This is a genomic window from Enterobacter sp. CPE_E890, assembly GCF_046521475.1.
In the GTDB taxonomy this organism is placed as follows: Bacteria; Pseudomonadota; Gammaproteobacteria; order Enterobacterales; family Enterobacteriaceae; genus Enterobacter; species Enterobacter adelaidei.
In genome coordinates this window covers 4,171,040-4,195,981 of record NZ_JBKFZW010000001.1, presented here as the reverse complement: position 1 = coordinate 4,195,981, position 24,942 = coordinate 4,171,040, and the positions used below count along the sequence as shown (strand labels likewise).

Annotated in this window: 26 protein-coding genes and 1 tRNA gene; 19 read left to right on the top strand and 8 right to left on the bottom strand. The window is 53.4% G+C overall.

What is annotated here, in order from left to right:
- Positions 1-18 precede the first annotated feature (18 nt).
- From ACLHV9_RS20760 to ACLHV9_RS20730, 7 genes are all read left to right on the top strand, one after another.
- A complete protein-coding gene (locus ACLHV9_RS20760) occupies positions 19-513 on the top strand; it encodes a Tox-REase-5 domain-containing protein (RefSeq protein WP_256125021.1) in 495 nt (164 codons plus the stop codon).
- On the top strand, positions 510-1,229 hold the full coding sequence (locus ACLHV9_RS20755) for an Imm52 family immunity protein (RefSeq protein ID WP_407221039.1): 720 nt from the start codon (positions 510-512) through the stop codon (positions 1,227-1,229). The genes ACLHV9_RS20760 and ACLHV9_RS20755 overlap by 4 nt, the downstream gene beginning before the upstream one ends.
- A gap of 181 nt (positions 1,230-1,410) precedes the next feature.
- Positions 1,411-2,037 carry a Tox-REase-5 domain-containing protein gene (locus ACLHV9_RS20750; protein WP_108090434.1) on the top strand — a complete coding sequence of 209 codons (627 nt, stop codon included), beginning with the start codon at positions 1,411-1,413 and terminating at the stop codon, positions 2,035-2,037.
- Positions 2,038-2,039: 2 nt separating this feature from the next.
- Entirely contained in the window at positions 2,040-2,747 is a 708-nt protein-coding gene (locus ACLHV9_RS20745; protein WP_407221038.1) for a hypothetical protein, read from the top strand.
- Between the two features lie 264 nt (positions 2,748-3,011).
- Entirely contained in the window at positions 3,012-3,476 is a 465-nt protein-coding gene (gene tssE, locus ACLHV9_RS20740) for a type VI secretion system baseplate subunit TssE (protein ID WP_371128456.1), read from the top strand.
- Positions 3,477-3,516: 40 nt separating this feature from the next.
- Positions 3,517-3,966 carry a hypothetical protein gene (locus ACLHV9_RS20735; RefSeq protein ID WP_371128455.1) on the top strand — a complete coding sequence of 150 codons (450 nt, stop codon included), beginning with the start codon at positions 3,517-3,519 and terminating at the stop codon, positions 3,964-3,966.
- A 37-nt stretch (positions 3,967-4,003) separates the two neighbouring features.
- The gene (locus ACLHV9_RS20730) at positions 4,004-5,359 is read left to right on the top strand and encodes a VasL domain-containing protein (RefSeq protein ID WP_108090430.1); all 1,356 of its coding nucleotides are present in this window, start codon (positions 4,004-4,006) and stop codon (positions 5,357-5,359) included.
- Positions 5,360-5,572: 213 nt separating this feature from the next.
- Here ACLHV9_RS20730 and ACLHV9_RS20725 read toward each other — a convergent pair.
- Positions 5,573-5,648: transfer RNA gene (locus ACLHV9_RS20725), tRNA-Phe, on the bottom strand.
- Positions 5,649-5,743: 95 nt separating this feature from the next.
- Positions 5,744-6,460 (bottom strand): DUF554 domain-containing protein, encoded by a 717-nt coding sequence (locus ACLHV9_RS20720; protein ID WP_108090429.1) that lies wholly within the window; start codon positions 6,458-6,460, stop codon positions 5,744-5,746.
- Positions 6,461-6,641: 181 nt separating this feature from the next.
- On the opposite strand from ACLHV9_RS20720, the gene ACLHV9_RS20715 reads away from it, so the two are divergent.
- Complete coding sequence (locus ACLHV9_RS20715) at positions 6,642-8,777, top strand: ornithine decarboxylase (RefSeq protein ID WP_108090428.1); 2,136 nt, start codon at positions 6,642-6,644, stop codon at positions 8,775-8,777.
- 54 nt (positions 8,778-8,831) lie between these two features.
- On the opposite strand, the gene ACLHV9_RS20710 is transcribed toward ACLHV9_RS20715, so the two are convergent.
- Positions 8,832-9,524, bottom strand: a complete 693-nt coding sequence (locus ACLHV9_RS20710) for a response regulator (protein WP_108090427.1) — start codon at positions 9,522-9,524, stop codon at positions 8,832-8,834.
- Positions 9,514-11,151, bottom strand: coding sequence for a sensor histidine kinase (locus ACLHV9_RS20705; protein WP_108090426.1), 1,638 nt, complete (start codon positions 11,149-11,151; stop codon positions 9,514-9,516). Before ACLHV9_RS20705 ends, ACLHV9_RS20710 begins: the two co-directional genes overlap by 11 nt.
- Positions 11,152-11,496: 345 nt before the next feature.
- On the opposite strand from ACLHV9_RS20705, the gene ACLHV9_RS20700 reads away from it, so the two are divergent.
- From ACLHV9_RS20700 to citG, 8 genes are read left to right on the top strand one after another with little or no spacing between them, the layout of a single operon-like run.
- Positions 11,497-12,858, top strand: a complete 1,362-nt coding sequence (locus ACLHV9_RS20700) for a 2-hydroxycarboxylate transporter family protein (RefSeq protein WP_407221037.1) — start codon at positions 11,497-11,499, stop codon at positions 12,856-12,858.
- Between the two features lie 17 nt (positions 12,859-12,875).
- Entirely contained in the window at positions 12,876-13,739 is an 864-nt protein-coding gene (locus tag ACLHV9_RS20695) for a fumarylacetoacetate hydrolase family protein (protein ID WP_014071717.1), read from the top strand.
- A 13-nt stretch (positions 13,740-13,752) separates the two neighbouring features.
- Positions 13,753-14,775 carry a [citrate (pro-3S)-lyase] ligase gene (gene citC, locus ACLHV9_RS20690; RefSeq protein WP_028018398.1) on the top strand — a complete coding sequence of 341 codons (1,023 nt, stop codon included), beginning with the start codon at positions 13,753-13,755 and terminating at the stop codon, positions 14,773-14,775.
- Positions 14,776-14,791: 16 nt separating this feature from the next.
- On the top strand, positions 14,792-15,085 hold the full coding sequence (gene citD / locus ACLHV9_RS20685; protein WP_025760234.1) for a citrate lyase acyl carrier protein: 294 nt from the start codon (positions 14,792-14,794) through the stop codon (positions 15,083-15,085).
- Positions 15,082-15,957: a citrate (pro-3S)-lyase subunit beta gene (citE, locus tag ACLHV9_RS20680; RefSeq protein ID WP_407221036.1), complete on the top strand. Its 876-nt coding sequence runs from the start codon at positions 15,082-15,084 to the stop codon at positions 15,955-15,957. The genes citD and citE overlap by 4 nt, the downstream gene beginning before the upstream one ends.
- A 10-nt stretch (positions 15,958-15,967) precedes the next feature.
- On the top strand, positions 15,968-17,485 hold the full coding sequence (gene citF / locus ACLHV9_RS20675) for a citrate lyase subunit alpha (protein WP_028018396.1): 1,518 nt from the start codon (positions 15,968-15,970) through the stop codon (positions 17,483-17,485).
- Positions 17,486-17,487: 2 nt separating this feature from the next.
- Entirely contained in the window at positions 17,488-18,027 is a 540-nt protein-coding gene (gene citX, locus ACLHV9_RS20670; RefSeq protein ID WP_028018395.1) for a citrate lyase holo-[acyl-carrier protein] synthase, read from the top strand.
- Positions 18,005-18,808: a triphosphoribosyl-dephospho-CoA synthase CitG gene (gene citG / locus ACLHV9_RS20665; RefSeq protein ID WP_407221035.1), complete on the top strand. Its 804-nt coding sequence runs from the start codon at positions 18,005-18,007 to the stop codon at positions 18,806-18,808. The genes citX and citG overlap by 23 nt, the downstream gene beginning before the upstream one ends.
- Before the next feature lie 79 nt (positions 18,809-18,887).
- Here citG and ACLHV9_RS20660 read toward each other — a convergent pair whose 3' ends face one another.
- From ACLHV9_RS20660 to mutY, 4 genes are all read right to left on the bottom strand, one after another.
- Positions 18,888-20,144, bottom strand: a complete 1,257-nt coding sequence (locus ACLHV9_RS20660) for a nucleoside permease (protein ID WP_028018393.1) — start codon at positions 20,142-20,144, stop codon at positions 18,888-18,890.
- A 217-nt stretch (positions 20,145-20,361) separates the two neighbouring features.
- A complete protein-coding gene (gene mltC / locus ACLHV9_RS20655) occupies positions 20,362-21,438 on the bottom strand; it encodes a membrane-bound lytic murein transglycosylase MltC (RefSeq protein ID WP_028018392.1) in 1,077 nt (358 codons plus the stop codon).
- Positions 21,439-21,494: 56 nt separating this feature from the next.
- Entirely contained in the window at positions 21,495-21,767 is a 273-nt protein-coding gene (locus tag ACLHV9_RS20650; RefSeq protein WP_023309138.1) for an oxidative damage protection protein, read from the bottom strand.
- A gap of 25 nt (positions 21,768-21,792) precedes the next feature.
- A complete protein-coding gene (gene mutY / locus ACLHV9_RS20645) occupies positions 21,793-22,845 on the bottom strand; it encodes an A/G-specific adenine glycosylase (protein WP_407221034.1) in 1,053 nt (350 codons plus the stop codon).
- 144 nt (positions 22,846-22,989) lie between these two features.
- On the opposite strand from mutY, the gene trmB reads away from it, so the two are divergent.
- From trmB to ACLHV9_RS20630, 3 genes are read left to right on the top strand one after another with little or no spacing between them, the layout of a single operon-like run.
- Positions 22,990-23,709: a tRNA (guanosine(46)-N7)-methyltransferase TrmB gene (gene trmB, locus ACLHV9_RS20640; RefSeq protein WP_049004955.1), complete on the top strand. Its 720-nt coding sequence runs from the start codon at positions 22,990-22,992 to the stop codon at positions 23,707-23,709.
- A complete protein-coding gene (locus ACLHV9_RS20635) occupies positions 23,709-24,035 on the top strand; it encodes a YggL family protein (protein ID WP_014885198.1) in 327 nt (108 codons plus the stop codon). Before trmB ends, ACLHV9_RS20635 begins: the two co-directional genes overlap by 1 nt.
- A 56-nt stretch (positions 24,036-24,091) precedes the next feature.
- Complete coding sequence (locus ACLHV9_RS20630) at positions 24,092-24,808, top strand: DUF2884 domain-containing protein (protein WP_028018389.1); 717 nt, start codon at positions 24,092-24,094, stop codon at positions 24,806-24,808.
- The last annotated feature ends 134 nt before the right edge of the window (positions 24,809-24,942 follow it).

Here is a 24,942-nt window from a genome sequence, read left to right as displayed (position 1 = left end):
TGATTGGTGCTCGAATGCTTGAGCATCGGGCATGGTGCTGGAAGCCGATGGCAACAATCTGAACGACCTGAAGAAGGTGTGCTGATAACGGGTGTAACCTGCCGCGCCGCCCGCGACAGCCGCCTGCATATGTCGGTATGGGGCACGTCCTACAGCGAACAGTTCTGCTTCCGTCCGGAGGAAAAACCGCGTCCGAAAATGAACGGCACGCTAACGGCACGTGTTCAGGAGTTTAAATACTGTGGTGTTTCGTTCGATGGCTGGAAGGAGATGTTTTGCCAATTCTGGGAGGCGAAGGCTCGGTATGATCAGTTTTTTAGAGCTGATGGTAAGAAAAAGAAATGGTGGACTGGTGATGTAAGCGCTGTAAACCAAGCATCCAGGCATCAGGCGGTAGCGACAGTGAACCAACCATTGAAAGTTATGTGGATATTTATGCAACCACTGAGTTGTGAATACTTCAGGAAGGTATTCAAAGATTACAAAGATATTATCGTAAGGTGTCAGCTATGACTGATTTTTTTAATATTTCAATAAATATGCATTGTACCAAAGAGAGTGACATATCGGTTTCTGACTGTTTAAATGAATTTTACAAAGGGAGTTTAGTCGTTGATTTGTTAACAGGGGTTGAACAGATATGGTATTTGACAGGTTATTCCAGAAAGGAAGCATCCAAATACATTGTATTCGATGACGGGAAACCTAGTTTAAATGCTATCGATATTTTCGAACGGCGTTATAAAAAGAATCATCCGTTAGTCAATGAATCTATATGGAATGGTAAGCCAGATGGAGTGTCGTGTTCAATCTCTCACTTCATGAAATTTATTAATAATCCGAAAAAATCAAATCTCATTATTGAGTTAGATCAGCGTGTAAAAAAAACGGATGACATGATAAATTCTTTGTGTTTGTTGGCAAAAGGGCAAAGTAAATCATGGATAAAGGTAGATTCTAAGGGATACTGGCTTAATGACCAGAATGTGTTTCCGGATAGAATTTATGTCGGATGGATGCTGTATATTCCGCATATAGTTCTACCACATTTGCTCCCTCAAGCGGCTAAAGTTATTCCTGTCATAGATGGTGAAGAACAAAAAGGTACTATCGTTGTCTCAACTGAAGATATTTTTGACGGTTCAAATAAAGAACATATTGGTAAGGCCAATGATCTCGAAATTCGATTGCTTGATCTCGGATTATTGCCACTCATTACTGAGCTCTGAAGGTTCATTATGAGCCAGAAAATAAACAACCATCAGAGTGTTAACAGATAATCCTTAAAATTCGCCAGGGAGGCACTGATGGTTGGCAGCGTAATAGGTGGTGGTATAGTGCAGCTGGTGGCGCAATAGGTTCACGGGGAGCTCAACGTCTACAAATAATGATGGCTGGGATGATGACGATATGTCCACTCCGGCAGGTGGTTCATCATCTGGAAATAGTGGTTTTACCTACCAGGGTAAAAAGTATGATTCTATTCTCCAGGAGCCGATGATTGTCAGCGCCGAAACTCACGGTGATTTCTGGGAAGACGATATGGACTACTCAGAAGCGGTCAGCTATGAGGGCGTGGATTCCAAAGACTGCGGGCAGGATAAAGCCGATGAAAAATCCTGCAAAAACTGCCCGCCGGACGGCAAAGTTATGCCGATGGTAAGACGCTGTTCCCGCTGGAGTGAAGTCACCATAAACTGCCAGACAAGAATTTGTGGCACATTCTACAACCCGGAGACGAAGCAGATTCAGGAATTCAAATACTGCGGTGTTTCGTTCGATGGCTGGAAGGAGATGTTTTGCCAGTTCTGGGAGGCTAAGGCACGGTATGATCAGTTTTTTAGGGCTGATGGTTCTAAGAAAGAGTGGTGGCGGGGAGATCAGAGTGCTATTAATCAAGCGGGACGTCATCAGGCAGTAGCAACAACTAATCAACCATTGAAAGTTGTCTGGGTTTTTATGCAGCCAATGAGTTATTACTACTTTTCTAAATTATTTTTCAATTTGAAAGATATCATTGTTCGATGGGAGCCATAGATATGGATACACGATTTATAATAAATTTTGATTTTCGAAATAAAAGTGGTGATATACAGTTTTCAGGTGTCATAGAACATTTTAATCATATCATAAAGCAAACTGATGAACTGCTTCAAACTAAAAATAATTGGTATGAAACAGGTTTTTCCAGAAAACAAGCAATGAATCAAATTGCATTTCAGGATGGAAATATAAGTAAGAATACACGGGCGAAGTGGGAGCGTAGGTATAAAAACGATTACCCACTTTTTGTTGATGGCGTTTGGAATGCTGCCGATGATGCTCATAGTTGTGGTATTTCTTATAGGAAAATGTTCTATGATGAAAGAAATAGAGCTTCGGTGGAGTTGAGCGTAGTGCCTAAAAATGAAAGCGAGTTACTCACAAGATTATTTTCTTTCATGTCACGCTTGGTGTCATTATTTGACTGCTCTTATATGAGTGTTGACTCAAAAGGTTATAGTGTGCTGCGAAGGAGTGTATTTCCAGACAGACTGTCCGTCGGGTGGATGTTGTATATACCTCATATTGTTTTCCCTGAATTGATTCCAGATGCAGCAAGAGTTGTTGCAGTAATGGATCATGGTAAACAAAAAGGTACGATTATGTGTCCACAAATGATATGTTCTATGGTTCTAATAAAGAGCATATCGCAAAGGCCAATGATATTGAAATTAGATTACTTGATCTCGGTTTTTTACCTTTGATTAGTGAGCTGTAGCTGATAATGGTTTTATTTCTGAAATGGTTTATTTAAAAATAGAGCTACCATCCCCAGATGAGGTGTTTCCTCATCTAGATCTTGATTCCTACGGGAGTTTGCAAGGAGAGTTGGCATTCTGGTGGGATGTGTATTGGGGACCTTTCTGGAACAGTTTGGCAGAAGATGAACGTAAAGAGTATATTGAAAAAAATAACCTGTCGCCTGGGGCTGTTTCATTTTTAGTTCATCATCAGAGATAGTAATAAATATGCAAAATAATATCCCCTCGCTCTGTGAAACTCTATTCGGCAATTTCACCGGAGGCCTCGATCTCCATCAGGTCAATGAACAAAACCAGGTGATTCTGTCCGTGCTCGACAATATGCAGCGGATCCTCAACTGCCGTGCCGGGACGCTGGCGCATTTGCCAGACTACGGTCTGCCGGATATGACCAAAATCCTGCAAGGTATGCCGGGCACTGCACATCAGTTACTCAAAACCTTTTCCGATGTGCTACTCAAATACGAACCGCGCCTGAAAAGTATCAATGTCATTCTGCTTGACCAGGAAATCCCCGGCGAATTGCGTTACGCCATTGATGCCGAGCTAAAAGGCATCGGCCTTGTCCGCTACGGCACGGAGTTTATGCCGGAAGGGCGAGTGCTGATTCGCCACCTCAAACAGCAGAATTATCTCGATACCAAATCCCATATACAGGGCTCATTTATCTGACGAAAACCACAGGGAAAGTATGTCAGCCAAAGCACGATTTATGAAAAAACTGCAGGAGCAGCCCCGCAGCCGCGTTTTTGACAGCAAAAGTCAGGCCGATATTGCCGAGTTTTGTGAGCGAATGAACCAGCTTCAGGAAACAATGGAAAGCTGGCTCTCCGGGACGGGCATCAACATTGAAACGATGCCGGTGTCGGTTCTTGACGCCTTTGCGGGCAACCATTCCTTCACCGTCCCCGCTATTGCTCTGCGTTATGGAAACCGAATGGTGAAATTCACCCCTGTGTTTTTGTACGGGCAGGGTGTGACGGGGGGCATCGAAGTGACACTTTGCAGTGAAGGTCGCATTACGCCGTTATACCGCCTGTTTATGCGTTCGGGAGAGGATGCGAACTGGTCATTCAGTACATTTGGCCGCCCGGCGACTCCCCGAACGGTATTCAGTGAAAATGCATTTTTCGACATGATTAGCGTCCTGCTACCAGAGTAGACCTCGCTTTCTGCTTATCCTCAGGGATGGAACCACTATGCACGATGTTCAACCTCGCCCGGTGAAAACCGGCAGTGACCCACGTCAGCTACCTGATTTCATTGCGCTGCGCGATGAGATGGCCAAACTCACACATCCGGCACGTCCCGACGTGAACTGGTCGCAGGTGGAGGCGCTATCGCTCTCATTATTTGAGCTAAATGGCGTCGAGTTACAGACCGGTGCGTGGTATACGCTTGCACGTAGCCACCTGGCCCGTATCAATGGCCTGAATGAAGGGCTGGCTATCCTGAGTGCCCTGCTGAGCCATCAATGGGCGCAGTTCTGGCCGCAACCGATTCATGCTCGCGCAGAAATCCTCAACGGGCTTTTGCAGCGCTTGCAGAAGCTTTTTCGCACATTTTCACTCGATCATGGTGATTTGTCTGCGCTAGTGCAGACAGAAGGGCTGCTACGATCCGTCAATGATATTTTGGTGCGTCAGGAGCTGAAACATGTCTGCCTGACTGCGCCGCTGATGCAGCAGATACAAGGTGCGTTGACACGTCTTGAAAACAGCTCGGCACAAGACAGTGGACTGCAGGCGGTGACGCTGCCACCACAGGCGCTGGTCGCGGAATCGGCCCTGGAAAAACCCTCTTCTGCCAGCCGCCTGGTGTACGTTATTCGTCCTGAGCCAGAGTTGAATGTGCAGGTCGTGCATGCGGCAACACCGCAGCCGAAGCGCTGGCCGGTGTTTCTGGCGGGGGTCTGTTCCGCATTGGTGTTGAGTTCTATTGCACTCACTGGCTGGCACTATATATCCAGGGTAGATGAGGCTACGGATGCGCTTGCAGCTTCGGTGGCTCCTCTTCCTCAGGCGCTGAGCAGTGCTCAAGTGCAGACACTTCAGCAATCTGATAAAGACAAACTTGACCCTACAGGCTGGCTGAAAAATGCATCATTGCAGCTGGACAGTCTGGCCGCACTTCCTCCTGACTGGATATATCAGTATGGCAATGGGTTGCTGGCACAGGCAAAAGTGCTGTGGCCCCAGAAACCCGAAGTCGCTGAACTACAGCAGAAGTGGCAACAACGGCAGGCCGAAAACAAACTCTCTGCAAGCGCATTAACTGGCTGGCATGAAGGCATGCAGCAACTTCAGGTGTTGGCCGACAGGCTCAATACGCTGGACGGACAGAAAGGCAAATACATCACCGTCAGCGAACTGAAATCCAGCGTCTACCAGATGATGAACAGCTTTAACCAGACGATCCCTCTGGAGGAGCAACTTCGTGTGATGCAGGGCCAGCAGGGCGATGCCGCACTGGTTACGCAACAGCAAATTCAGCGTCATTTGAACGGGGCGACTCAGTTATTTGCGGAGCAAAAATCTCCCCCTGTAACGCCTTAAAAAGGTGATGACAGCTTCGGTTTGGCAAACAGAAAGGAGGCACTGCAGGAGAAGTAGAATTGTCGAAGACATGATTAGCAAAGTGGAAAGCACTGCTGAAAAAGATCGGGTAACTCGGGATGAAATGATTCTGGTGGTTGCGACGATAATGAAAGCGATGATGGGGCTTAAAACGAAAAACGGACGTCTTTCGACGTCCGTTAATACTGAATTTGGTGCCCGGACTCGGAATCGAACCAAGGACACGGGGATTTTCAATCCCCTGCTCTACCGACTGAGCTATCCGGGCAACGGGGCGCATTAAACCCGATCTGCCCCCGGTCGTCAACGAAATTTGTTGTTTTCGTTACAGACTGCGCAATCTCTCACCATTTCGCCGCAAACTTAAGCGAAAAGGTGCGTCCAGAGCGCAGAGAGAGGCATGGCGATCAATAGTGCGGGCAGCATATTCACCACGGCAAACATCTTAATTCCGCAGATGCGCAACCCGGTTGCCAGCAGGAGCAGTCCGCCAACGGCAGTGAAATCGGCCATCATCGCCGACGTTGTCAGCGGGAGAATCAATGTGGCGCAGGTGGCGAGCGCCAGCTGGATTATCAGCATCGGGACGCAAATCACCGCAACGGCGACGCCAAGGGTAGTGGCGAAAATGGTGGCGGTGAAGAAATCGAGAAACGCTTTCGCAATCAATATGCTCGGGTCGCCAGTCATCCCTTCCTGCATCGAACCAAAAATCCCCGTACCGCTGGCGCAAAACAGAATAATGATTGCTACATAGTTCTGAATAAACGACTCGTGCGTGCCGTGTTTCGCTTTGCCGCCTGGTCGGGAAATCAGGTTTTTTGCTCTACTCACCGCACTGTTAATGCCTTTTTCCAGATAGCAGAATTCGCCAATCAGCGCGCCGAGCAGGGTCGCCAGCACCATCACCGGCAGGTTGGCGCACTTAATCACCAGCAGAATGCCAATCCCTAACGACGCCAGACCGAATATAGAAGGCATAGATGAGCGAATACGCTCCGGCAACCGCTGACTCAACACTGCGCCGAGAACACCGCCCAGCAATACGGCTCCCGCATTGATAAATGGCCCGATAACCACGCTTAACTCCTGTTACTTAATCATTGGTATTGCATGATTATGACATGTTAGTGCTGCATTACGCTTGGCTTTGGGTGGTTTAATGCATAATGATTCCTTCTTGCACCTGAAAATAAAAGGTGACATTATTGCGCGAATTTTCTCCTCCCTGTCTCACCACTCGGTGAGGGTAACTGCGCTTATGAAAACCATGAAAATCGCCGTCAGCCGCGAGCTGCTCTCTTCTGTGTCTACGCACCGTGAAAAGGTGACGCTGGACAATACTGATTTCACCGATGTGGCGGCAGTCGTTATTTCGACGGCTGACAGTCGCAGCGGCATTCTTGCGTTGTTGAAACGTACGGGCTTTCAGTTACCGGTGTTCATTTTCTCGCAAGAGCCAATGGAAGTGCTGGATGGCGCGGCCGCGGTTATCTCGGGAAAAGCTCAGGAGTTTCTGGAACTCGAAACTGCTGCCAGCCGTTACGAAGAGAATCTGTTGCCACCCTTTTTCGACACCCTGAGCCAGTATGTGGAGATGGGCAACTGCACCTTTGCCTGCCCGGGACACCAGCACGGTGCATTTTTCAAAAAACACCCAGCAGGGCGGCAGTTCTATGATTTCTTCGGGGAGAACGTGTTCCGCGCCGATATGTGCAATGCTGATGTGAAACTGGGCGATCTTTTGATCCACGAAGGGTCCGCTAAGCACGCGCAAAAGTTCGCGGCAAAAGTGTTCAACGCGGATAAAACCTACTTTGTGCTGAATGGTACGTCGGCGGCCAACAAGGTCGTGACCAACGCGCTGTTGACCCGCGGCGACCTGGTGCTTTTTGATCGCAACAACCATAAATCTAACCACCACGGGGCGCTGATCCAGGCGGGGGCCACGCCGGTTTATCTGGAGGCTGCACGTAACCCGTTTGGTTTTATTGGCGGGATTGACGAGCACTGCTTTAATGACGCTTATTTGCGGGACCTGATCCGCGAGACGGCTCCGGAGAAAGCCGACGAGGCGCGTCCGTTCCGCCTGGCGATCATTCAGCTTGGCACCTACGATGGGACGATCTACAACGCCCGCCAGGTGATCGACAAGATCGGTCATCTGTGTGACTACATCCTTTTTGACTCAGCCTGGGTGGGCTACGAGCAATTTATTCCGATGATGGCGGAAACATCCCCGCTGTTACTGGAGCTGAACGAGAACGATCCGGGCATTTTCGTGACCCAGTCGGTGCATAAACAGCAGGCCGGGTTCTCGCAAACGTCGCAGATCCATAAAAAGGATAACCATATCCGCGGCCAGGCACGTTTCTGTCCGCACAAGAGGCTGAACAATGCGTTTATGCTGCATGCCTCCACCAGTCCATTTTATCCGCTGTTCGCAGCGCTGGATGTGAATGCCAAGATCCACGAAGGGGAAAGCGGACGCAGGCTGTGGGCGGAGTGCGTCGAGCTGGGTATTGAAGCGCGCAAGGCAATCATTGCCAACTGTCATATGATCAAACCGTTTATCCCACCAGTGGTGGCGGGGCGGCCGTGGCAGGATCATCCGACACATGCCATCGCCAGTGAGCTGCGCTTCTTCAGCTTTGAACCGGGTGCCAAATGGCACGGGTTTGAGGGGTATGCCCGCGAGCAGTACTTTGTCGACCCGTGCAAGCTGCTGCTGACCACGCCGGGCATTGATGCAGAAACGGGGGAGTACACGGATTTCGGGATCCCGGCGACGATTCTGGCGCACTACCTGCGTGAAAACGGCATCGTGCCGGAGAAATGCGATCTCAACTCGATCCTGTTCCTGCTGACGCCCGCCGAAAGCAGCGAGAAGCTGGCGCAGCTGGTGGCGATGCTGGGGCAGTTTGAACAGCATATCGAAGACGATACGCCGCTGGCTGACGTGCTGCCGACGATCTTCCAGAAATACCCGGTGCGCTATCGGGATTATACGCTCCGACAGCTGTGTCAGGAGATGCACGATCTCTACGTCAGCTTCGACGTGAAGGATTTGCAGAAGGCGATGTTCCGCAAGGAGAGCCTGCCGGAGGTGGTGATGAATCCGCAGGATGCCAACCAGGCGTATATTCGCGGTAACGTAGAGCTGGTGCGCATACGAGATGCGGAAGGACGCATTGCTGCCGAGGGGGCGCTGCCATACCCGCCAGGCGTACTGTGCGTGGTACCGGGTGAAATCTGGGGCGGGGCGGTACAGCGTTACTTCCTGGCGCTGGAGGAGGGCATTAACCTGCTGCCGGGCTTCTCGCCGGAACTACAGGGTGTGTACAGCGAGAAGGATGCCGATGGGATCAAGCGGCTGTATGGGTATGTGTTGAGATAGTGCAGGCTGTTGCCCTCGCCCTAACCCTCTCCCTGTGGGAGAGGGCACATTTCATCAAACGGCACTACGCCTGTACATCCTCCTCGGATGCCCAATCTTGCCGTACAGCATCTCCACCGTCAGAAACCCCGCTTCCACACAGTGCTCCAGATAGCGCCGGGTAGTAGTTTTACTTAACCCGGTTTCCTGTACCACCTCATCGACTGAAAAACAGTGTGTGGCCTGCTCGTTAAACAGCGCCTGCACCCGCGCCAGCGTATTTTCCTCAATGCCTTTGCTGCCGTTGTCCTGGCGGTAGTTTTTGGCCTGGAGCTGATACAGTGAATCAACGTTTTGTTGATCGACAATCTTCCAGACCCGCTGTTGTTCGGCGAACTGCACAAAGCGTTCTAGCGACTGGCTAAGCCTTTTCCAGGACACCGGCTTCAGAATGTAATCAAACGCGCCGTTGCGAATGGCCTGACTGCACGTATCCATGTCGCTTGCCGCCGTAATGAAAATCACCGAGCAGTTGGCACGGGTCAGCATTGGGTTGCTGATAAGCGTGATCCCTTTGCCGTCGGGCAGGTAGTTATCCAGCAGCATCAGCTGCGGCTGTTTGCTTTCGAGCTGCACTTGCGCGTCAGCCATGGACGATGCAATACCCACCAGGCGCAGGCGCGGGTGTTTGCTGATAAGCTCGGCGTGGAGCTGTGCCAGCGCGCTCTCGTCTTCAACAATCAGTACGTCGATAAGTTCATGTTGCATAATCGGTATCTTCCAGTTCCTGTACGGAACGCCGGGCGGCTCCCGTGGCGGGAATAAACAATGAGAAAATTGCGCCACGCGGCATGTTATCGGCAACTTCTATCGAGCCGCCAGCCTGCGTGACATAGCTTTCGATCAGGTACAGGCCAATACCATGATCGCCGCGTGTTTTGGTGGTGATGCCGCGCTCAAAAATCCGGTCGCGGATCTCCGGTGTGATACCCACGCCCTGATCGGCAACTTCAATGATCAGTTCCTGTTCGTTCAGTTTGATCAACACCTCCACCGGCGCGTGCGGCAGCGCAGAACGTTGCGTCGCTTCGATGGCGTTATCCAGCAAATTACCAATGATGGAGATCAGCTCGGCTTCGTGCAGGGGCTGGAACACGGTGTCCATCCGACAGGCTGGATCGAAATTCAGCTCGACCCCTTTTTCACGTGCTCGGGCTGTTTTACCCAGCAACAGGCCGCACAGCGTGGGTGAGCTAAAGCGGGATGAAATAAAGTCCAGCAGCTCCTGAGCGTGTTCCGATTGCGCCTGAATGTAGCCAATAGCTTCTTCATAGCGGCCCATATGCAGCAGGCCAGAGAGCGTGGTCATGCGATTAAGCTGCTCATGGCGCATAATACGCAGGTTATCGACATAGCGTTTTACCTGGCTGAGCTGGGCGCTCAGGGTGTCTATCTCATTGCGATCGCGGAAGGTGATAACCCAGCCCTGAAGCGAATTTTCCAGCATGATCCGGACCCGGCTGGCGATCACGGTGAGATCGTTAAAGCGACAGATCTCATCGTGGGTGTCTTTCGCCAGCATGGTTTGTTGAGCGAAGAAGGGAACAGGATCGATAACCTGGCTAATCAGCTGGCCGCGCAGTTCACGGGCGGGCTGGCTTAACCCCAGCAGTTTTCTGGCTGCCTGGTTGATCACTTCAATGCGCAGGTCATCATCGATGGCGATCACCCCTTCATAAATGGACTCCATCATCGCTTTTTGCTGGCGCACCAGCAGGCCGATTTCGCGTGGCTCCAGGGAGAAAATCTGTTTCTTTATGCTGCGGGTGAAAAACCACGAGAAGATAAACAGGGCGATGAGCAGCAGCACTGCGGCAATAAGGATATTGACGACCTTATTTACGGTAATGGTGTCGAGATAGCTGGTGAGATACCCCACCGAAACAATCCCCACCACCTGCCCGGCATCGTTAAAGATGGGCGCTTTGCTGCGCAGAGAAATGCCCAGCCCGCCTTTGCGAATGGTGGTGGTGCTTTTCCCCATCAGCACTTCTTCGTTATCGCCGCCAACAAGCGTTGTGCCTACCCGGTCAGCAAACACGGAATGGAACAGATGCTGCCCTTTGTTATCGCCAATCACAATAAAACTGGCATCACTGTGAGCGGCTATTTTTTGCATAAAGTCATGGATTGACTTGATATCTTTTTGTTCGACTTCATTTCGTAAAGTCGGAATAAGCGCAATTTCTTCTGCTTGTATTTTAGCGCGCGCACTCATTTCCTGATAAAGCTGCCTGCCAACGTCGACATAATAATATCCCCCCAGTAAAGTAAATAGCACTGAGAAAAAGGCTACCAGCGAAATAAACAGCTTGATCTGAAACGATACTTTCATAACTATCACGCAGGGTATCAATGAGAAGCGCCAATATATCATCTTTTTTCGCGCCAGCCCCCGGTTTGCCGAAAACTTGTGATCCCTTGCACAGCACGGCCTGTAAAAGATTTATCTGAAAGGTTTATCGCCCTGAAACGAAATTCATAAATGTTATTTGTTTGTTCAATTTAGAAAAGAAACCATAAAAACCACGGCAATTAATAAGGCATAAATCACACTAAATAAAAGAAACCATTAAAACCATAGCTGCCATTAAAACTTCGGTTTTAATATGCCATTCCTCACATAAAGTAAGCCTTTGTGACTTTAAGCTGAACGCACAAAATAACCAAGGGGCTTATTATGAGCACAACTGACGACTCTTTCTCTGTTACCCACGACCCGATTGATATTCAGCGGCCATCGCTCAAGGAGCGCTGGTGGCATATTATGGATACCTGGAAAGTCGGGATTATTCCTCTGCCACTGTTTGTCCTGGCGGGCGCGCTGATTACCATTGACTGTCTGGGCGGAAAACTGCCAAGCGATATCGTGGTGATGGTGGCGACGCTGGCGTTCTTCGGCTTTGCCTGCGGTGAGTTTGGCAAACGCCTGCCGATTGTCGGCAAGCTGGGTGCGGCGGCGATTTGTGCCACCTTTATCCCGTCTGCGCTGGTCTATTATGGCCTGCTGCCGGACGTGGTGGTCGAATCCACAACCAAGTTCTACAAATCCACCAACATTCTCTATCTCTACATCTGCTGCATTATTGTCGGCAGCATCATGAGCATGAACCGTACGGTGCTGATTCAGGGCTTCCTGCGCATCTTCTTCCCGATGCTGTGCGGTGAAATCGTCGGCATGATTGTCGGGATGGGCGTTGGCCTGGCGCTGGGTCTTGAACCTTTCCAGATCTTCTTCTTCATTATTCTGCCAATCATGGCCGGCGGCGTAGGCGAAGGGGCCATTCCTCTTTCGATTGGTTATGCCACCTTGCTGCATATGGACCAGGGCGTTGCGCTCGGCCGCGTGCTGCCGATGGTCATGCTCGGTGGTCTGACGGCGATCATTATCTCTGGCTGCCTGAACCAGCTCGGTAAACGCTACCCGCACCTGACCGGTGAAGGCCAGCTGATGCCAAACCGCGCGAATGCGGATGCCACCGTTTCTCAACCTGCCTTCTCCGGTAAAGCGGATGTCACCACGATTGCGTCTGGCGCGCTGCTGGCGGTGTTGCTCTACATGCTCGGGATGCTCGGTCACAAGCTGATTGGCCTGCCTGCGCCGGTTGGCATGTTGTTTATGGCAGTGCTGGTGAAGCTGTGCAACGGTGCTTCTCCGCGTCTGCTGGAAGGTTCTCAGGTGGTGTACAAATTCTTCCAGACCTCAGTGACTTACCCGATTCTCTTCGCCGTTGGCGTGGCGATCACCCCGTGGCACGAGCTGGTGGCTGCGTTCACCATCAGCAACCTGCTGGTGATTGTGAGCACCGTCTCTGCGCTGGTCGCAACCGGGTTCTTCGTCGGTAAAAAGATTGGGATGCACCCGATTGATGTCGCCATCGTCTCTTGCTGCCAGAGCGGCCAGGGCGGTACCGGTGACGTGGCGATCCTGACCGCAGGCAACCGCATGAGCCTGATGCCATTCGCCCAGATTGCCACCCGTATTGGCGGCGCGATTAACGTCTCTGTCTCACTGCTGATACTGGGCAACTTCCTCGTTTAAGTTTTCAGGAAAGAACAATGAAACTCGCAAGCTTTTTATACCAGGGTAAACGCAGCTACGGCATCGTGCAGGCCGAAGGTGTGATTGATTTAGGTCGCCGTCTGGGCGACCGCTACAGCGACCTTAAAGCGCTGTTGCAGGGGAACGGGCTGGCACAGGCCACCCGTTATCTCAACGATGCCGTGGATGTGCCGATGAGCGCCATCACCTTTTTACCGGTGATTGAACAGCCGGAAAAAATCCTCTGCGTGGGCATGAACTATGCCGACAAACGCAAGGAGTTCGACCAGCACAACCCGGCGCCAACGCTGTTTGTCCGCTTCCCGGATTCCCAGACCGGCCACAACGAGCCGGTGCTGAAACCGCGCCACTCCAGCGAGTTCGACTACGAAGGCGAGCTGGCGGTGATTATTGGTAAAGGCGGGGAGAACATCAGCCGCGACGACGCCCTGCGCCACGTGGCCGGTTACAGCTGCTACATGGACGGTTCCGCCCGCGACTGGCAGCACACCTGGTTTACCGCCGGGAAGAACTGGCGTCAGACCGGGGCGTTCGGTCCGTGGATGGCCACAGCGGATGAAATTCCTGACCCACACCAGTTAGCGATCCGCACCTGGCTGAATGGCCGCATGGTGCAGGAAGACAACACCAGCAGCATGATCCACAAGGTCGCGGAACTGATCGAGTACATCAGCACTTTCACCCGACTGAGCCCGGGCGATGTGATCATCACCGGCTCCCCGGGTGGCGTCGGTAAAAAGCGCAACCCACCGCTGTTTATGAAAGAGGGAGATCGCATTGAGGTGGAGATCGAACATATCGGCCATCTGAGTAACGTGATCATGGAAGCGCCAGCGACCACGCTTGCGGCAGCACATTAAGTAAGGCGGCAGTATGCAATCGCAACCCATTGATTTTCGCCACACCCTCGTGGCGAAACACCCGGAACGCTTAAGCCAGATCCGTTACCTGCTGGCAGACAGCGGCCTTGGCCTGGACAACGACATTGAGCTGTTTGTCGAAGCCTGGTCCGGCACGCAGTTAGTGGGTTGTGTCGGGCTCGCCGCAAACGTCATCAAGTGTGTGGCCGTAAACGAGCAGCTTCGTGGGGAGAACCTCAGCGCGCGCCTGCTGGCAGAGGTGCAAAATGTGGCGCTGGAGCGCGGCCATTTTCACCTCTTCCTCTGCACCCGCCCGTGCAACAGGGAGCGCTTTGCCCGCAGCGGTTTCTGGCCGATTGCCCAGAGCGGCAACAACGCTGTACTGATGGAGAACACCCCGCAGGGGATCGAACGCTACTGCCGATCTCTGCGCGCGAAGCGCAAGTGCGGGGAGAACATTGGCGCGATCGTAATGAACGCCAATCCGTTCACCCTCGGCCATCGTCATCTGGTGGAGCAGGCGGCGCAGCAGTGCGATGCCCTGCATCTGTTCGTGGTGCGCGAAGACGCCTCGTTCTTCCCCTTCTGCGCACGCATCGAGATGGTGCGGGCGGGCGTGGCGCATCTGCCGAACGTGGTGGTGCATGAAGGCTCGCAGTACATCATCTCCCGCGCCACATTTCCGGCCTATTTCCTGAAGGAGACCGGCAAAGTGCAGCAGGCGTGGAGCGAAATCGACGTGCTGATCTTCCGGGACTTCATCGCCCCGGCGCTGGGGATTACCCATCGCTTTATTGGCTCGGAGCCATTTTGCGATATCACCCGTCAGTACAACCAGACGCTGCACGACCTGCTGGCCACGCATATCGAGGTGGTGGAGATGCCGCGCATCAAGGCCACCGGTAACGCTATTTCGGCGTCAGAAGTACGCCGCTTACTCAAGACACAGCAGTTTTCCCGGATCCGGGAGATTGTTCCGGACTCCACCTTCGCGCATCTCGAAACGCATTACCGTGCGAGTGCGGAAGTCGCTTAATTACCAGGAATTTATCATGAAAATTGTTAGGGAGGCGCTGGCCGGAACACAGGAGTCCAGCGACCTGATGGTGAAAATCGCTCCCGCTCACGGCGAGCTGGAGGTTGTCATCCACAGTGAAGTGATTAAGCAGTTTGGCGAGCAGATCCGCCAGGTGGTCAACGACACATTGCGCGCTATGAACGTGCACCAGGGATTAATCATTATTGAAGATAAAGGGGCGCTGGACTGTGTGATCCGCGCCCGCCTGCAGAGCGCACTCCTGCGTGCTGCGGATGAACAGGCTATCAACTGGGGGGCGCTGAAATGAGCAAACTCCGTCGCAGCATGCTGTTCCTGCCTGGTGCTAACGCCGCCATGCTCTCAACCGCGTTTATCTACCGTCCTGACTCCATCATGTTTGACCTTGAAGACGCCGTCGCTCTGCGCGAGAAAGACACCGCCCGCATGCTGGTGTTCCACGCGTTGCAGCACCCGATGTACCAGGATATCGAAACCGTGGTGCGCATTAACCCGCTGAGCACGCCGTTTGGCTTGCTGGATCTGGAAGCCGCCGTGCGGGCTGGCGTGGACGTGATCCGTCTGCCGAAAACCGATACTCCGGATGACATCTACGAACTGGAAGGCCACCTGGAGCGCATTGAGCAAGAATGCGGGCGCGAGGTCGGTTCTACCCGTGTGATGGCGGCCATAGAGTCAGCCATTGGTGTGATTAACGCCGTGGCAATTGCCCGCAGCTCTCCGCGCTTGATCGGTATCGCGCTGGCCGCCTTTGACTACGTGATGGATATGCAGACCGAGCGCGGCGACGGCACCGAGCTGTTCTACGCCCGCTGTGCCGTGCTGCACGCCGCTCGTGCGGCAGGCATCGACGCCTTCGACGTGGTGTGGTCAGACGTTAACGACGAGGCCGGGTTCCTGCGCGAGGTCGATCTGATCCGCAGGATGGGCTTTAACGGCAAATCGCTGATTAACCCGCGCCAGATCGACCTGCTGCATAACGCTTATGCCCCGACGCAGGAAGAGGTGGATCACGCGAAGCGGGTGATTGAAGCGGCAGAAGAGGGCGAGCGCAACGGGCTGGGCGTGGTGTCGCTCAACGGCAAAATGGTGGATGCACCGATTATTAACCACGCGCAGGTGGTGCTGGAACGCGCGGCGGCTTCCGGCGTGCGTCGTTAAGGATGAGATAATGAATCAGACAGAACTGCTCCATGTGAATTTTCCCCATCTGCGGGACTTAAAACCGTTTGATACCGCCCACAGCGCGACGCCGTGGCTGAGCAATCCAGAAGAAAAACATACCCGTAAACTGTGTGCTTCCATTGAAGAGGCCGTGTTACGTAGCGGCTTGCAGGACGGGATGACCATCTCCTTCCACCATGCGTTTCGCGAAGGTGACAGGGTGATTAACACCGTCGTGGCACTGTTGGCGAAGATGGGGTTCAAAAACCTGACCCTGGCCTCCAGCTCACTGATGACCTGCAACGATGCGTTGATTGAACATATTGAACGCGGCGTGATCACCCGGATTTATACTTCCGGAATGCGCGGCAAGCTGGCGGATGCCATCTCTCACGGCCTGATGGACGAGCCGGTGCAAATTCACTCCCACGGTGGGCGCGTGAAGCTGTTGCAGGACGGCGAGCTGAACATCGACGTGGCGTTTCTTGGCGTGCCATGCAGCGATGAGTTCGGCAATGCCAACGGCACGCACGGCAAATCGAGCTGCGGCTCGCTGGGCTACGCCATGGTGGACGCGCACTTTGCCAGCAAGGTAGTACTGCTGACCGAAGAGCTAGTGCCGTTCCCCAATATGCCCGCCAGTCTGGTGCAGGACCAGGTGGACTACATTGTGCAGGTCGAGAGCGTGGGCGATCCGGCGAAAATTAGCGTCGGCGCGGCGCGCGTCACCAGCAATCCGCGCGAGCTGATGATTGCCCGTTATGCGGCAGATGTGATTGAACACTCCGGCTACTTCAAACCAGGCTTCTCGATGCAGACCGGCTCCGGCGCGGCGGCCACCGCCTGCACGCGCTTTATGGAAGAGAAGATGGAGCGCAGCGGCGTGAAGGCACGTTTTGCGCTCGGCGGCATCACCGGCAGCCTGGTGGATCTGCACGAAAAAGGGCTGATCGAAAAGCTGCTGGACACCCAGTGCTTTGACGGCCAGGCAGCAGCATCGCTGGCGCGCAACCCGAACCACGTGGAAATCTCCACCAACGTTTACGCCAACCCGGGCAGTAAGGCGGCAAGCTGCGATCAGCTCGACGTGGTGATCCTCAGTGCGCTGGAGATCGACGTTGATTTCAACGTCAACGTCATCACCGGTTCCGACGGCGTGATGCGCGGCGCCTCCGGCGGGCACTGCGACGTGGCCGCCGCAGCGAACCTGACCATTGTGGTCGCGCCACTGTTGCGCAGCCGCATTCCGACGGTCGTGAAGCGAGTCACCACGCGCCTCACGCCGGGCGAAAGCATCGACGTGCTGGTTACCGATCACGGCATTGCGGTCAACCCGGCGCGCCCGGAGATCCGCGAGCGGCTGCTGGACGCCGGGCTGAAGGTTGTGGATATCAACGCGCTTTACGAACGGGCGATTTCCCTGACGGGCGTGCCCAAACCGATTGAATTTACCGACAAGATCGTCGGGGTGATCCGCTACCGTGATGGCAGCGTGATCGACACCGTTCGACAGGTGAAGGAGTAGTTATGACTTTAGCGACACCCGTGCGGGCGGGTGTCAGCCTGGACGAACTGCTGGCGGCGAAAGAGTGCCGCGCAGCGCGTCAGGCTGACTGGCTTACGCACTATCAACAACCGGTGATTTCCCTCACGTTGGTTACGCCAGGAAAAATTAAAGACAGCCTGCGCTATCGCAATACCATGGGCGTGGCATTACAGATGTGCGATCAACTGCTGTGGGAAAACCGCTGGCAGGTGCTCGACCGCCAGGTGCTGTGGTTGCCAACCGGGCCCGAAGCGCTTTGGTGTGTGGCCCATCCGGCGGTGGAAATCAAAGCGCACTGTGCGGAGCTGGAGCAAACGCACCCGCTCGGCAGGCTGTGGGATCTGGACGTGATCTGCCCTCAGCACGGCCATGTCGGGCGCCAGTCGCTGGGAACCAATCTCAGGCGCTGTTTGATTTGCGATGAACCGGCCCACGCCTGTTCCCGTTCGCGTAACCATCCCGTTGAACAGGTGGTTTCTCGCGTGGAGAAGATGATCGATGACTGGTTTGCTCGCGACTAAACCGCGCCGGGCTGACGTGCCTGCGCTTGCCGAAGCGGCGTTGTGGCAGGAGCTGGAACTGACGCCCAAGCCGGGGCTGGTGGACAAACTCAATAATGGTTCCCATCGCGATATGGACCACGCGCTGTTTGTCCGCAGTATTGCGGCGATTACGCCGTGGTTTTCGCGCTTTGCAGAACTCGGTAACGCGCATGCAGATAGGCCCGCAGATGATCAGTTACGGATTATTCGCCCAATGGGAATGGCCTGCGAGCAGGCGATGTACGCCGCGACGAACGGGGTGAACACGCACAAAGGCGGAATTTTTGCCCTGGGTTTACTGTGCTATGCCGCCGGACGTGTGAAAAATGTCTCCCTAGAAAGCCTCTGCTGTGAGGTAAGTAACATCTGCAGTGGGATGGTGTCGCGGGAGCTGGTCGCCCGCAGCGGACAGGCGACGGCGGGAGAGCGTCAGTTTCAGCAGTATGGTTTAACCGGCGCGCGCGGTGAGGCAGAAAGCGGCTTTGCTACGGTGCGTAAAGCGCTGGCGCAATGGAACGGACATTCACTTCACGGCCTGCTGTTACGCCTGATGGCAGTCAATCAGGACAGCAATCTGGTGTCACGCGGCGGCATTGAGGGGCTGCGCTATGTACAGGGATATGCGCGCGAATTACTGGCTAACGGCTGGGATCGCGAGGCGTTGCTTAGAATGGATAAGGCATTGATTGAACGCAATCTGAGTCCGGGGGGGAGCGCGGATTTACTGTCGGTGGGGTGGGTGCTCTCTGCAATAAAATAGCCGGGTGGCGGCTTCGCCTTACCCGGCCTACGGTCTGGTTTTGTAGGCCCGGTAAGCGCAGCGCCACCGGGCACAACAATCAATGCGCTATCGGCTGTGTACCGTGTGCTTCGCGGACGTGCTTGTACTTGAACAGCGCGATGAACGCGAAGAACAGCACCAGCGAATATGCTGCGAAGATGAGCCACACTGGCTGCCAGTTGGTGATGCCGTTAGTGGTATACATCTCAACCACTTTACCGCTCACCACACCGCCCAGAATACAGCCGAAGCCGTTGGTCATCATCAGGAACATGCCCTGCGCACTGGCGCGGATTTCAGGCTTCACCTCTTTTTCCACAAACACCGAACCGGAGATGTTGAAGAAGTCGAAGGCACAGCCGTAAACAATCATCGACAGAACCAGCAGCACGGTACCGAACGGGCTTGGGTCGCCATAGGCGAACAGACCGAAGCGCAACATCCACGCCGCGATACTGATAAGCATCACGTTCTTGATGCCGTAGCGGCTCAGGAAGAACGGGATGGTCAGGATGAACAGCGTCTCAGAGATCTGAGAGATGGACATCATCACTGACGCATGTTCAACGATAAAGCTGCCAGAGAACAGCGGGTTGTTATCGAAGCTGTGCAGGAAGGTGTTGCCAAACATGTTGGTGATCTGCAGCTCAGCTCCCAGCAGCATGGAGAAGATAAAGAAGATCGCCATGCGTTTGTTTTTGAACAGCGCGAACGCGTCCAGGCCGAGCATGGTACTCCAGCTCTGGTTTTTCTGCTGGTTTGAGACCGGAATATGCGGCAGCGTCAGGGTGAAGATCGCCAGCACCACGGAGAGCGCTGCACCGATATAGAGCTGCATATGGCTCAGTTCGAAGCCTGCGAAGCTCACGCCCCACATCGCCATAATAAAGCCGATGGTGCCCCAGATACGGATTGGCGGGAAATCGGTCACGATATCCATATCATTGGATTTCAGGCGGTAGTAGGAGATGGTGTTGATCAGCCCAAGCGTTGGCATGTAGGCCAGCGAGTTAAGCAGGATCACCATGAACATCGCCCCCGGCGTGGTTACCTGGGCTGCCATAAACAGCGTCCCCGCGCCTACCAGATGGCAAAGCATGTACAGCCATTTCGCACTTAACCACTTATCCGCCACGATACCCAGCAGCGTTGGCATGAAAACAGCCGCAATACCGAGCGAGCTGTATACGGCACCGATTGACGCGCCATCGAACTTGAGCGTCACAAACATATAGGAGCCGAGCGTAGTCAGCCAGCTACCCCACAGGCAGAACTGCAGAAACGACAATATTTTAAGCTGCAGCTTAAGGTTCATGTTACTTTCCTCACAAGTGAGTGGGAGATATGTTGTTTTGGGAACATTCAGGGTTGTTATTTGATGCAATTCTATCAGTTGGCAACGATATGTTTTGTTACCTCCCGCAAAAAAATGCAATCCACATTAATTTGCAGTTTGGATTGTGATGCAAATAACATTTTCGTATGGGTGGGGGAAACAGAACACCTTCTCCGTTTAGGAGAAGGTGTGTTGATCAACGGCGGCGGTAGTTTTTCTGTGCCGTATTCACCTTATACAGATAGCGGCGGGATTCCGCAGACGGGTGGCGAGTGGTGAGGGTTGAGTAGACATCCCCCGGTGCCATGCTGTTGATGATGTTTGCGGCCTGAACCTTGTCATTCGAGAACACGCGCAGCACGCTGCCCGCACCACCGTTATACGCAGTAATCACCGCATAACGACGTGATGTCGGGTTATCAATTCCGCCCAGGTACACATTGTTGAGCATCGCCAGATAAGCCGTACCGGTATCAATGTTGCTCTGTGGATCGAACAGATAGCCGCGGCTTGGCGTACCGGATTTACCCTGAGCACGGAAGACATCTTTACCGGCGCTGTGTTGCACAACCTGCATCAGCCCCAGAGCATCGGAACGACTTACTGCGTATGGGTTAAACGAAGATTCCGTTTGCATGATCGCCAGGATCAGCGACTCATCCACACCATATTTACGTGAGGCCTGACGCACCATTCCCAGGTATTTATGCGCACGCTTGTCGAGGTGGTTCGGGACGAGGTTGATGGTGACGCTGTAGATAATCTTCAGGCCGTTTGAGCGGCTTTTCAGACGGGTCTGCAGCAGATAGTCAGCAAATTTTGTGGCGCGACCTTCCCAGCGGATTGGCTGTCCGGTCTGATCGACCACCTGACCGTACAGGAACGGCTCTTTCGAGATCGTAATATCGTCGGCATCGGAGTAGAGATCGATAGAGCCTGGATCGTCACCCATCAGCAGGGTTTTGATAATTGCCTGCCTTAACCGTGCCGCCGGATCCGTACCTGCGATGGTCTCTATCGTGATCGTACCTTCATCAAAGTTGATGTGGCTACGGGTCAGATAAGCGTCGGTGTACTTAACGTAGTCCTTAGGTCCGGCAATAAGAACTTCGTTAAATCCCCATATATTCTCGATGTTGTGGGCAAACTGCCCCATCAAAATGTCAAAACCGTTGGTGTCCTTGATCCAGGCTTCGTTGTAATCTTCGCCTTTTTTTGACGAACACGAGACAAGCAACGGCGCAACAAGGGCTAGCGCTAAAAGTTTTTTCATCATTCCGGGAGTGCGTGTTGTGTTTGCTTTAACGGCGGGGGCATCCCCGCGCGCTGTTATTTTTCCGGCGGCGTATAGCCTTCGATGTGTACGTCTTTGCCTTCAAACAGGAAGCTCACCATCTCCTGCTCCAGCAGCTTGCGGTGTTCCGGGTTCATCATGCTGAGTTTTTTCTCGTTGATCAGCATGGTCTGTTTTTTCTGCCACTGTCCCCAGGCTTCTTTGGAGATTTCGTTATAAATGCGCTTACCCAGATCGCCCGGATAAAGCTGGAAGTCCTGGCCTTCAGCGTCACGCTGCAGGAAAGTACAAAAAATCGTTCTGGCCATACTCATTCCTCTTTTTTAGCCGATGCTAAACCATTGCACCGGCACGTAATTGCTGTAACAGGCGCTCCACGGGAGCCGCCAGCCCGACTGATGGCGGTTGCGCTAAGTTATACCAGAGAGCAGTGCCTTCATCCATGCATGAGGTGAATGAGGACACGGGAAGCCACATCGGAACAATATCCAGATGGAAATGGCTAAAGGTGTGGCGAAACGCGGTCAGTTGCGTCAGATTATCGGCAGCAATCCCGCGCTTTTTAAGCCATTCGCGCAGCAAATCTTCATCTTCAAACTGTGGGAAACAGTACAGACCACCCCACAAACCGCTCGGTGGACGCTGGGCGAGGAAGACTTCGTCGCCGTGTTGCATCAACAACATATAGCCCGTGCGCTCCGGCAGCGTCTGCTTAGGTTTCTTGCCCGGATACTGCGCCCATGAATGGTTGGCATACGCCACGCAGAGATTATTGACCGGGCAGAGTTCGCATTTCGGTTTCGAGCGCGTGCAGACCATTGCGCCGAGATCCATCATCGCCTGGTTAAAACGCTCAACGCCTTTGGCTGGGGTCACGTCTTCACTGATCTCCCAGAGCCGTTTTTCAACTTCCTTCTTCCCTGGCCAGCCATCGACGGCATAGCAGCGTGCCAGTACGCGTTTTACGTTGCCGTCGAGGATCGGGAAATGTTTGCCGAGTGACAACGAAAGAATGGCGCCCGCGGTTGAGCGCCCGACGCCAGGCAAATCTGCCACTTCGTCGAAGCTTTCCGGGAATTGTCCGTTGTGGCGCGTCGCGACCTGCTGTGCGGCCTTGTGAAGGTTGCGTGCGCGGGCGTAATAGCCAAGCCCCGTCCACAGGTGTAGCACTTCGTCCAGCGGCGCATTGGCCAGATCGGTCACCGTCGGGAAACGCGCCATAAAACGCTCAAAATAAGGAATCACCGTGGCGACCTGCGTTTGTTGCAACATCACCTCGGAGAGCCATACTTTGTAAGGCGTTTTTTCAATTTGCCAGGGCAGGGTTTTACGCCCGTATTTGTCGTACCAGTCCAGCACCTGGGCTGAAAATTGAGAGGCTTGCATGGTCATCGATTCGCATAATCAGGGACGCAGATTGCAGCACAGCGTCAATCTGCTGTAAACCGGATCTTTCCCATGCTTGCATAGAAGCCTTAACTTTGGATAATGCCCGTTTCCCGAACATTCTCACAAGCAGACAACTCTTTTATGAAAAACGACGTCATTTCACCGGAATTTGATGAAAACGGTCGCCCGCTGCGCCGTATTCGCAGCTTTGTCCGCCGTCAGGGTCGCCTGACTAAAGGGCAGCAACATGCGCTGGACAACTACTGGCCGGTGATGGGCGTTGAGTTCACAGAACAGCCTGTCGATTTTGCCGAGCTGTTTGGCCGCGAAGCGCCTGTGACGCTTGAGATTGGTTTTGGTATGGGGACCTCGCTGGTGGCCATGGCCAAAGCCCGCCCTGAGCAGAACTTCCTCGGCATTGAAGTACACTCGCCTGGCGTAGGTGCATGCCTGGCAACGGCTCATGAAGAGGGCGTTGAGAACCTGCGCGTGATGTGTCACGACGCGGTGGAAGTGCTGCACAAAATGATTCCTGACAATTCTTTGAACATGGTTCAGCTCTTTTTCCCTGATCCATGGCACAAAGCACGTCATAATAAACGCCGTATCGTTCAGGCTCCGTTTGCGGAGCTGCTGAAAAGTAAGTTAAAACTGGGCGGTGTCTTCCACATGGCGACCGACTGGGAACCTTATGCGGAACATATGCTGGAAGTAATGTCTTCGCTGGACGGGTATAAAAACCAGTCTGAAAGCAATGACTATGTACCGCGTCCGGATTCGCGTCCGGTAACGAAATTTGAACAGCGTGGCCATCGTCTTGGCCACGGTGTATGGGACTTAATGTTCGAGAGGGTGAAATAATGGCAAAGAATCGTAGCCGTCGTCTGCGTAAAAAAATGCACATCGAAGAATTCCAGGAAGTGGGTTTCTCCGTTGCGTGGCGTTTCCCGGAAGGCACCAGTGTAGAACAGATCGATCAGGACGTAGATGCGTTCATCAATGACGTGATCGAACCTAACAAACTGGCCTTCGACGGTAGCGGCTACCTGGCATGGGAAGGTCTGATCTGCACCCAGGAAGTGGGTAAATGCACCGAAGAACATCAGGCTCTGGTACGCAAATGGCTTGAGGACCACAAACTGGAAGATGTCCGCGTCAGCGAACTTTTCGACGTTTGGTGGGACTAATAAAGAAGTCAAGGGCCAGCATTAGCTGGCCCATTTTGTCTGAGGGAGTGTTTAAGATGCGCAAAACGTTGCTGGCTGTTGCTTTGATGGCAACCGGATTCACCGCCCATGCGGATTACAAATGTAGCGTCACCCCGCGTGATGACGTGGTGTTAAGCCCGCAAACCGTGCAGGTCAAAGGCGAAAATGGCGATCTGGTGATTACGCCGGATGGTAACGTGACGTTTAATGGCAAGGTGTACAACCTGACTGCCGCGCAGCGTGAGCAGGCGAAAGACTACCAGTCCGATTTGCGTACCGCGCTGCCGTGGATTGACCAGGGCGCTCTGACACGCGTTGAGAAAAGTCGCGTTGCGCTGGACAAGATCATTACCAAAGAAGTGGGTGAGAGCAGTAATATGCGCTCCCGCCTGACAAAGCTCGATAAACAGCTGAAAGAGCAGATGAACCGTATTATTGAGCATCGCACCGACGGCCTGACGTTCCACTACAAAGCGATTGATCAGGTCCGTGCTGACGGGCAGCAACTGGTGAACCAGGCGATGGGCGGCATTCTGCAGGACAGTATCAACGAGATGGGTGCTAAAGCGGTGCTGAAGGGCGGCGGTAACCCGCTTCAGGGCGTGCTGGGCAGTCTGGGCGGTCTGCAGACCTCAATTCAGAACGAGTGGAAGAACCAGGAAGATGATTTCCAGCAGTTCGGCAAAGACGTGTGTAAACGCGTGGTGTCGCTGGAAGATAGTCGGAAGGCGCTGGTGGGGACGTTGAAGTAAGATCTCTGCGCGCTGGGCCCCTCACCCCGGCCCTTATGTATTGATCTTCTCTGCTCCGGCGGAGAAGATCCCCGATTGATCATCGGGAGGTTACCGGTGAGCATCACCCGGCCCTGGCGCCCCTGAGCCCGCGG

What these genes read in the sequence shown, in the direction of transcription:
- ACLHV9_RS20755 (WP_407221039.1), top strand. Translation starts at nt 510, where the DNA reads ATGACTGATTTTTTTAATATTTCAATAAATATGCATTGTACCAAAGAG.
- ACLHV9_RS20750 (WP_108090434.1), top strand. Translation starts at nt 1,411, where the DNA reads ATGTCCACTCCGGCAGGTGGTTCATCATCTGGAAATAGTGGTTTTACC.
- ACLHV9_RS20745 (WP_407221038.1), top strand. Translation starts at nt 2,040, where the DNA reads ATGGATACACGATTTATAATAAATTTTGATTTTCGAAATAAAAGTGGT.
- tssE (WP_371128456.1), top strand. Translation starts at nt 3,012, where the DNA reads ATGCAAAATAATATCCCCTCGCTCTGTGAAACTCTATTCGGCAATTTC.
- ACLHV9_RS20735 (WP_371128455.1), top strand. Translation starts at nt 3,517, where the DNA reads ATGAAAAAACTGCAGGAGCAGCCCCGCAGCCGCGTTTTTGACAGCAAA.
- ACLHV9_RS20730 (WP_108090430.1), top strand. Translation starts at nt 4,004, where the DNA reads ATGCACGATGTTCAACCTCGCCCGGTGAAAACCGGCAGTGACCCACGT.
- ACLHV9_RS20715 (WP_108090428.1), top strand. Translation starts at nt 6,642, where the DNA reads ATGAAAACCATGAAAATCGCCGTCAGCCGCGAGCTGCTCTCTTCTGTG.
- ACLHV9_RS20710 (WP_108090427.1), bottom strand. Translation starts at nt 9,524, where the DNA reads ATGCAACATGAACTTATCGACGTACTGATTGTTGAAGACGAGAGCGCG.
- ACLHV9_RS20705 (WP_108090426.1), bottom strand. Translation starts at nt 11,151, where the DNA reads ATGAAAGTATCGTTTCAGATCAAGCTGTTTATTTCGCTGGTAGCCTTT.
- ACLHV9_RS20700 (WP_407221037.1), top strand. Translation starts at nt 11,497, where the DNA reads ATGAGCACAACTGACGACTCTTTCTCTGTTACCCACGACCCGATTGAT.
- ACLHV9_RS20695 (WP_014071717.1), top strand. Translation starts at nt 12,876, where the DNA reads ATGAAACTCGCAAGCTTTTTATACCAGGGTAAACGCAGCTACGGCATC.
- citC (WP_028018398.1), top strand. Translation starts at nt 13,753, where the DNA reads ATGCAATCGCAACCCATTGATTTTCGCCACACCCTCGTGGCGAAACAC.
- citD (WP_025760234.1), top strand. Translation starts at nt 14,792, where the DNA reads ATGAAAATTGTTAGGGAGGCGCTGGCCGGAACACAGGAGTCCAGCGAC.
- citE (WP_407221036.1), top strand. Translation starts at nt 15,082, where the DNA reads ATGAGCAAACTCCGTCGCAGCATGCTGTTCCTGCCTGGTGCTAACGCC.
- citF (WP_028018396.1), top strand. Translation starts at nt 15,968, where the DNA reads ATGAATCAGACAGAACTGCTCCATGTGAATTTTCCCCATCTGCGGGAC.
- citX (WP_028018395.1), top strand. Translation starts at nt 17,488, where the DNA reads ATGACTTTAGCGACACCCGTGCGGGCGGGTGTCAGCCTGGACGAACTG.
- citG (WP_407221035.1), top strand. Translation starts at nt 18,005, where the DNA reads ATGACTGGTTTGCTCGCGACTAAACCGCGCCGGGCTGACGTGCCTGCG.
- ACLHV9_RS20660 (WP_028018393.1), bottom strand. Translation starts at nt 20,144, where the DNA reads ATGAACCTTAAGCTGCAGCTTAAAATATTGTCGTTTCTGCAGTTCTGC.
- mltC (WP_028018392.1), bottom strand. Translation starts at nt 21,438, where the DNA reads ATGAAAAAACTTTTAGCGCTAGCCCTTGTTGCGCCGTTGCTTGTCTCG.
- ACLHV9_RS20650 (WP_023309138.1), bottom strand. Translation starts at nt 21,767, where the DNA reads ATGGCCAGAACGATTTTTTGTACTTTCCTGCAGCGTGACGCTGAAGGC.
- mutY (WP_407221034.1), bottom strand. Translation starts at nt 22,845, where the DNA reads ATGCAAGCCTCTCAATTTTCAGCCCAGGTGCTGGACTGGTACGACAAA.
- trmB (WP_049004955.1), top strand. Translation starts at nt 22,990, where the DNA reads ATGAAAAACGACGTCATTTCACCGGAATTTGATGAAAACGGTCGCCCG.
- ACLHV9_RS20635 (WP_014885198.1), top strand. Translation starts at nt 23,709, where the DNA reads ATGGCAAAGAATCGTAGCCGTCGTCTGCGTAAAAAAATGCACATCGAA.
- ACLHV9_RS20630 (WP_028018389.1), top strand. Translation starts at nt 24,092, where the DNA reads ATGCGCAAAACGTTGCTGGCTGTTGCTTTGATGGCAACCGGATTCACC.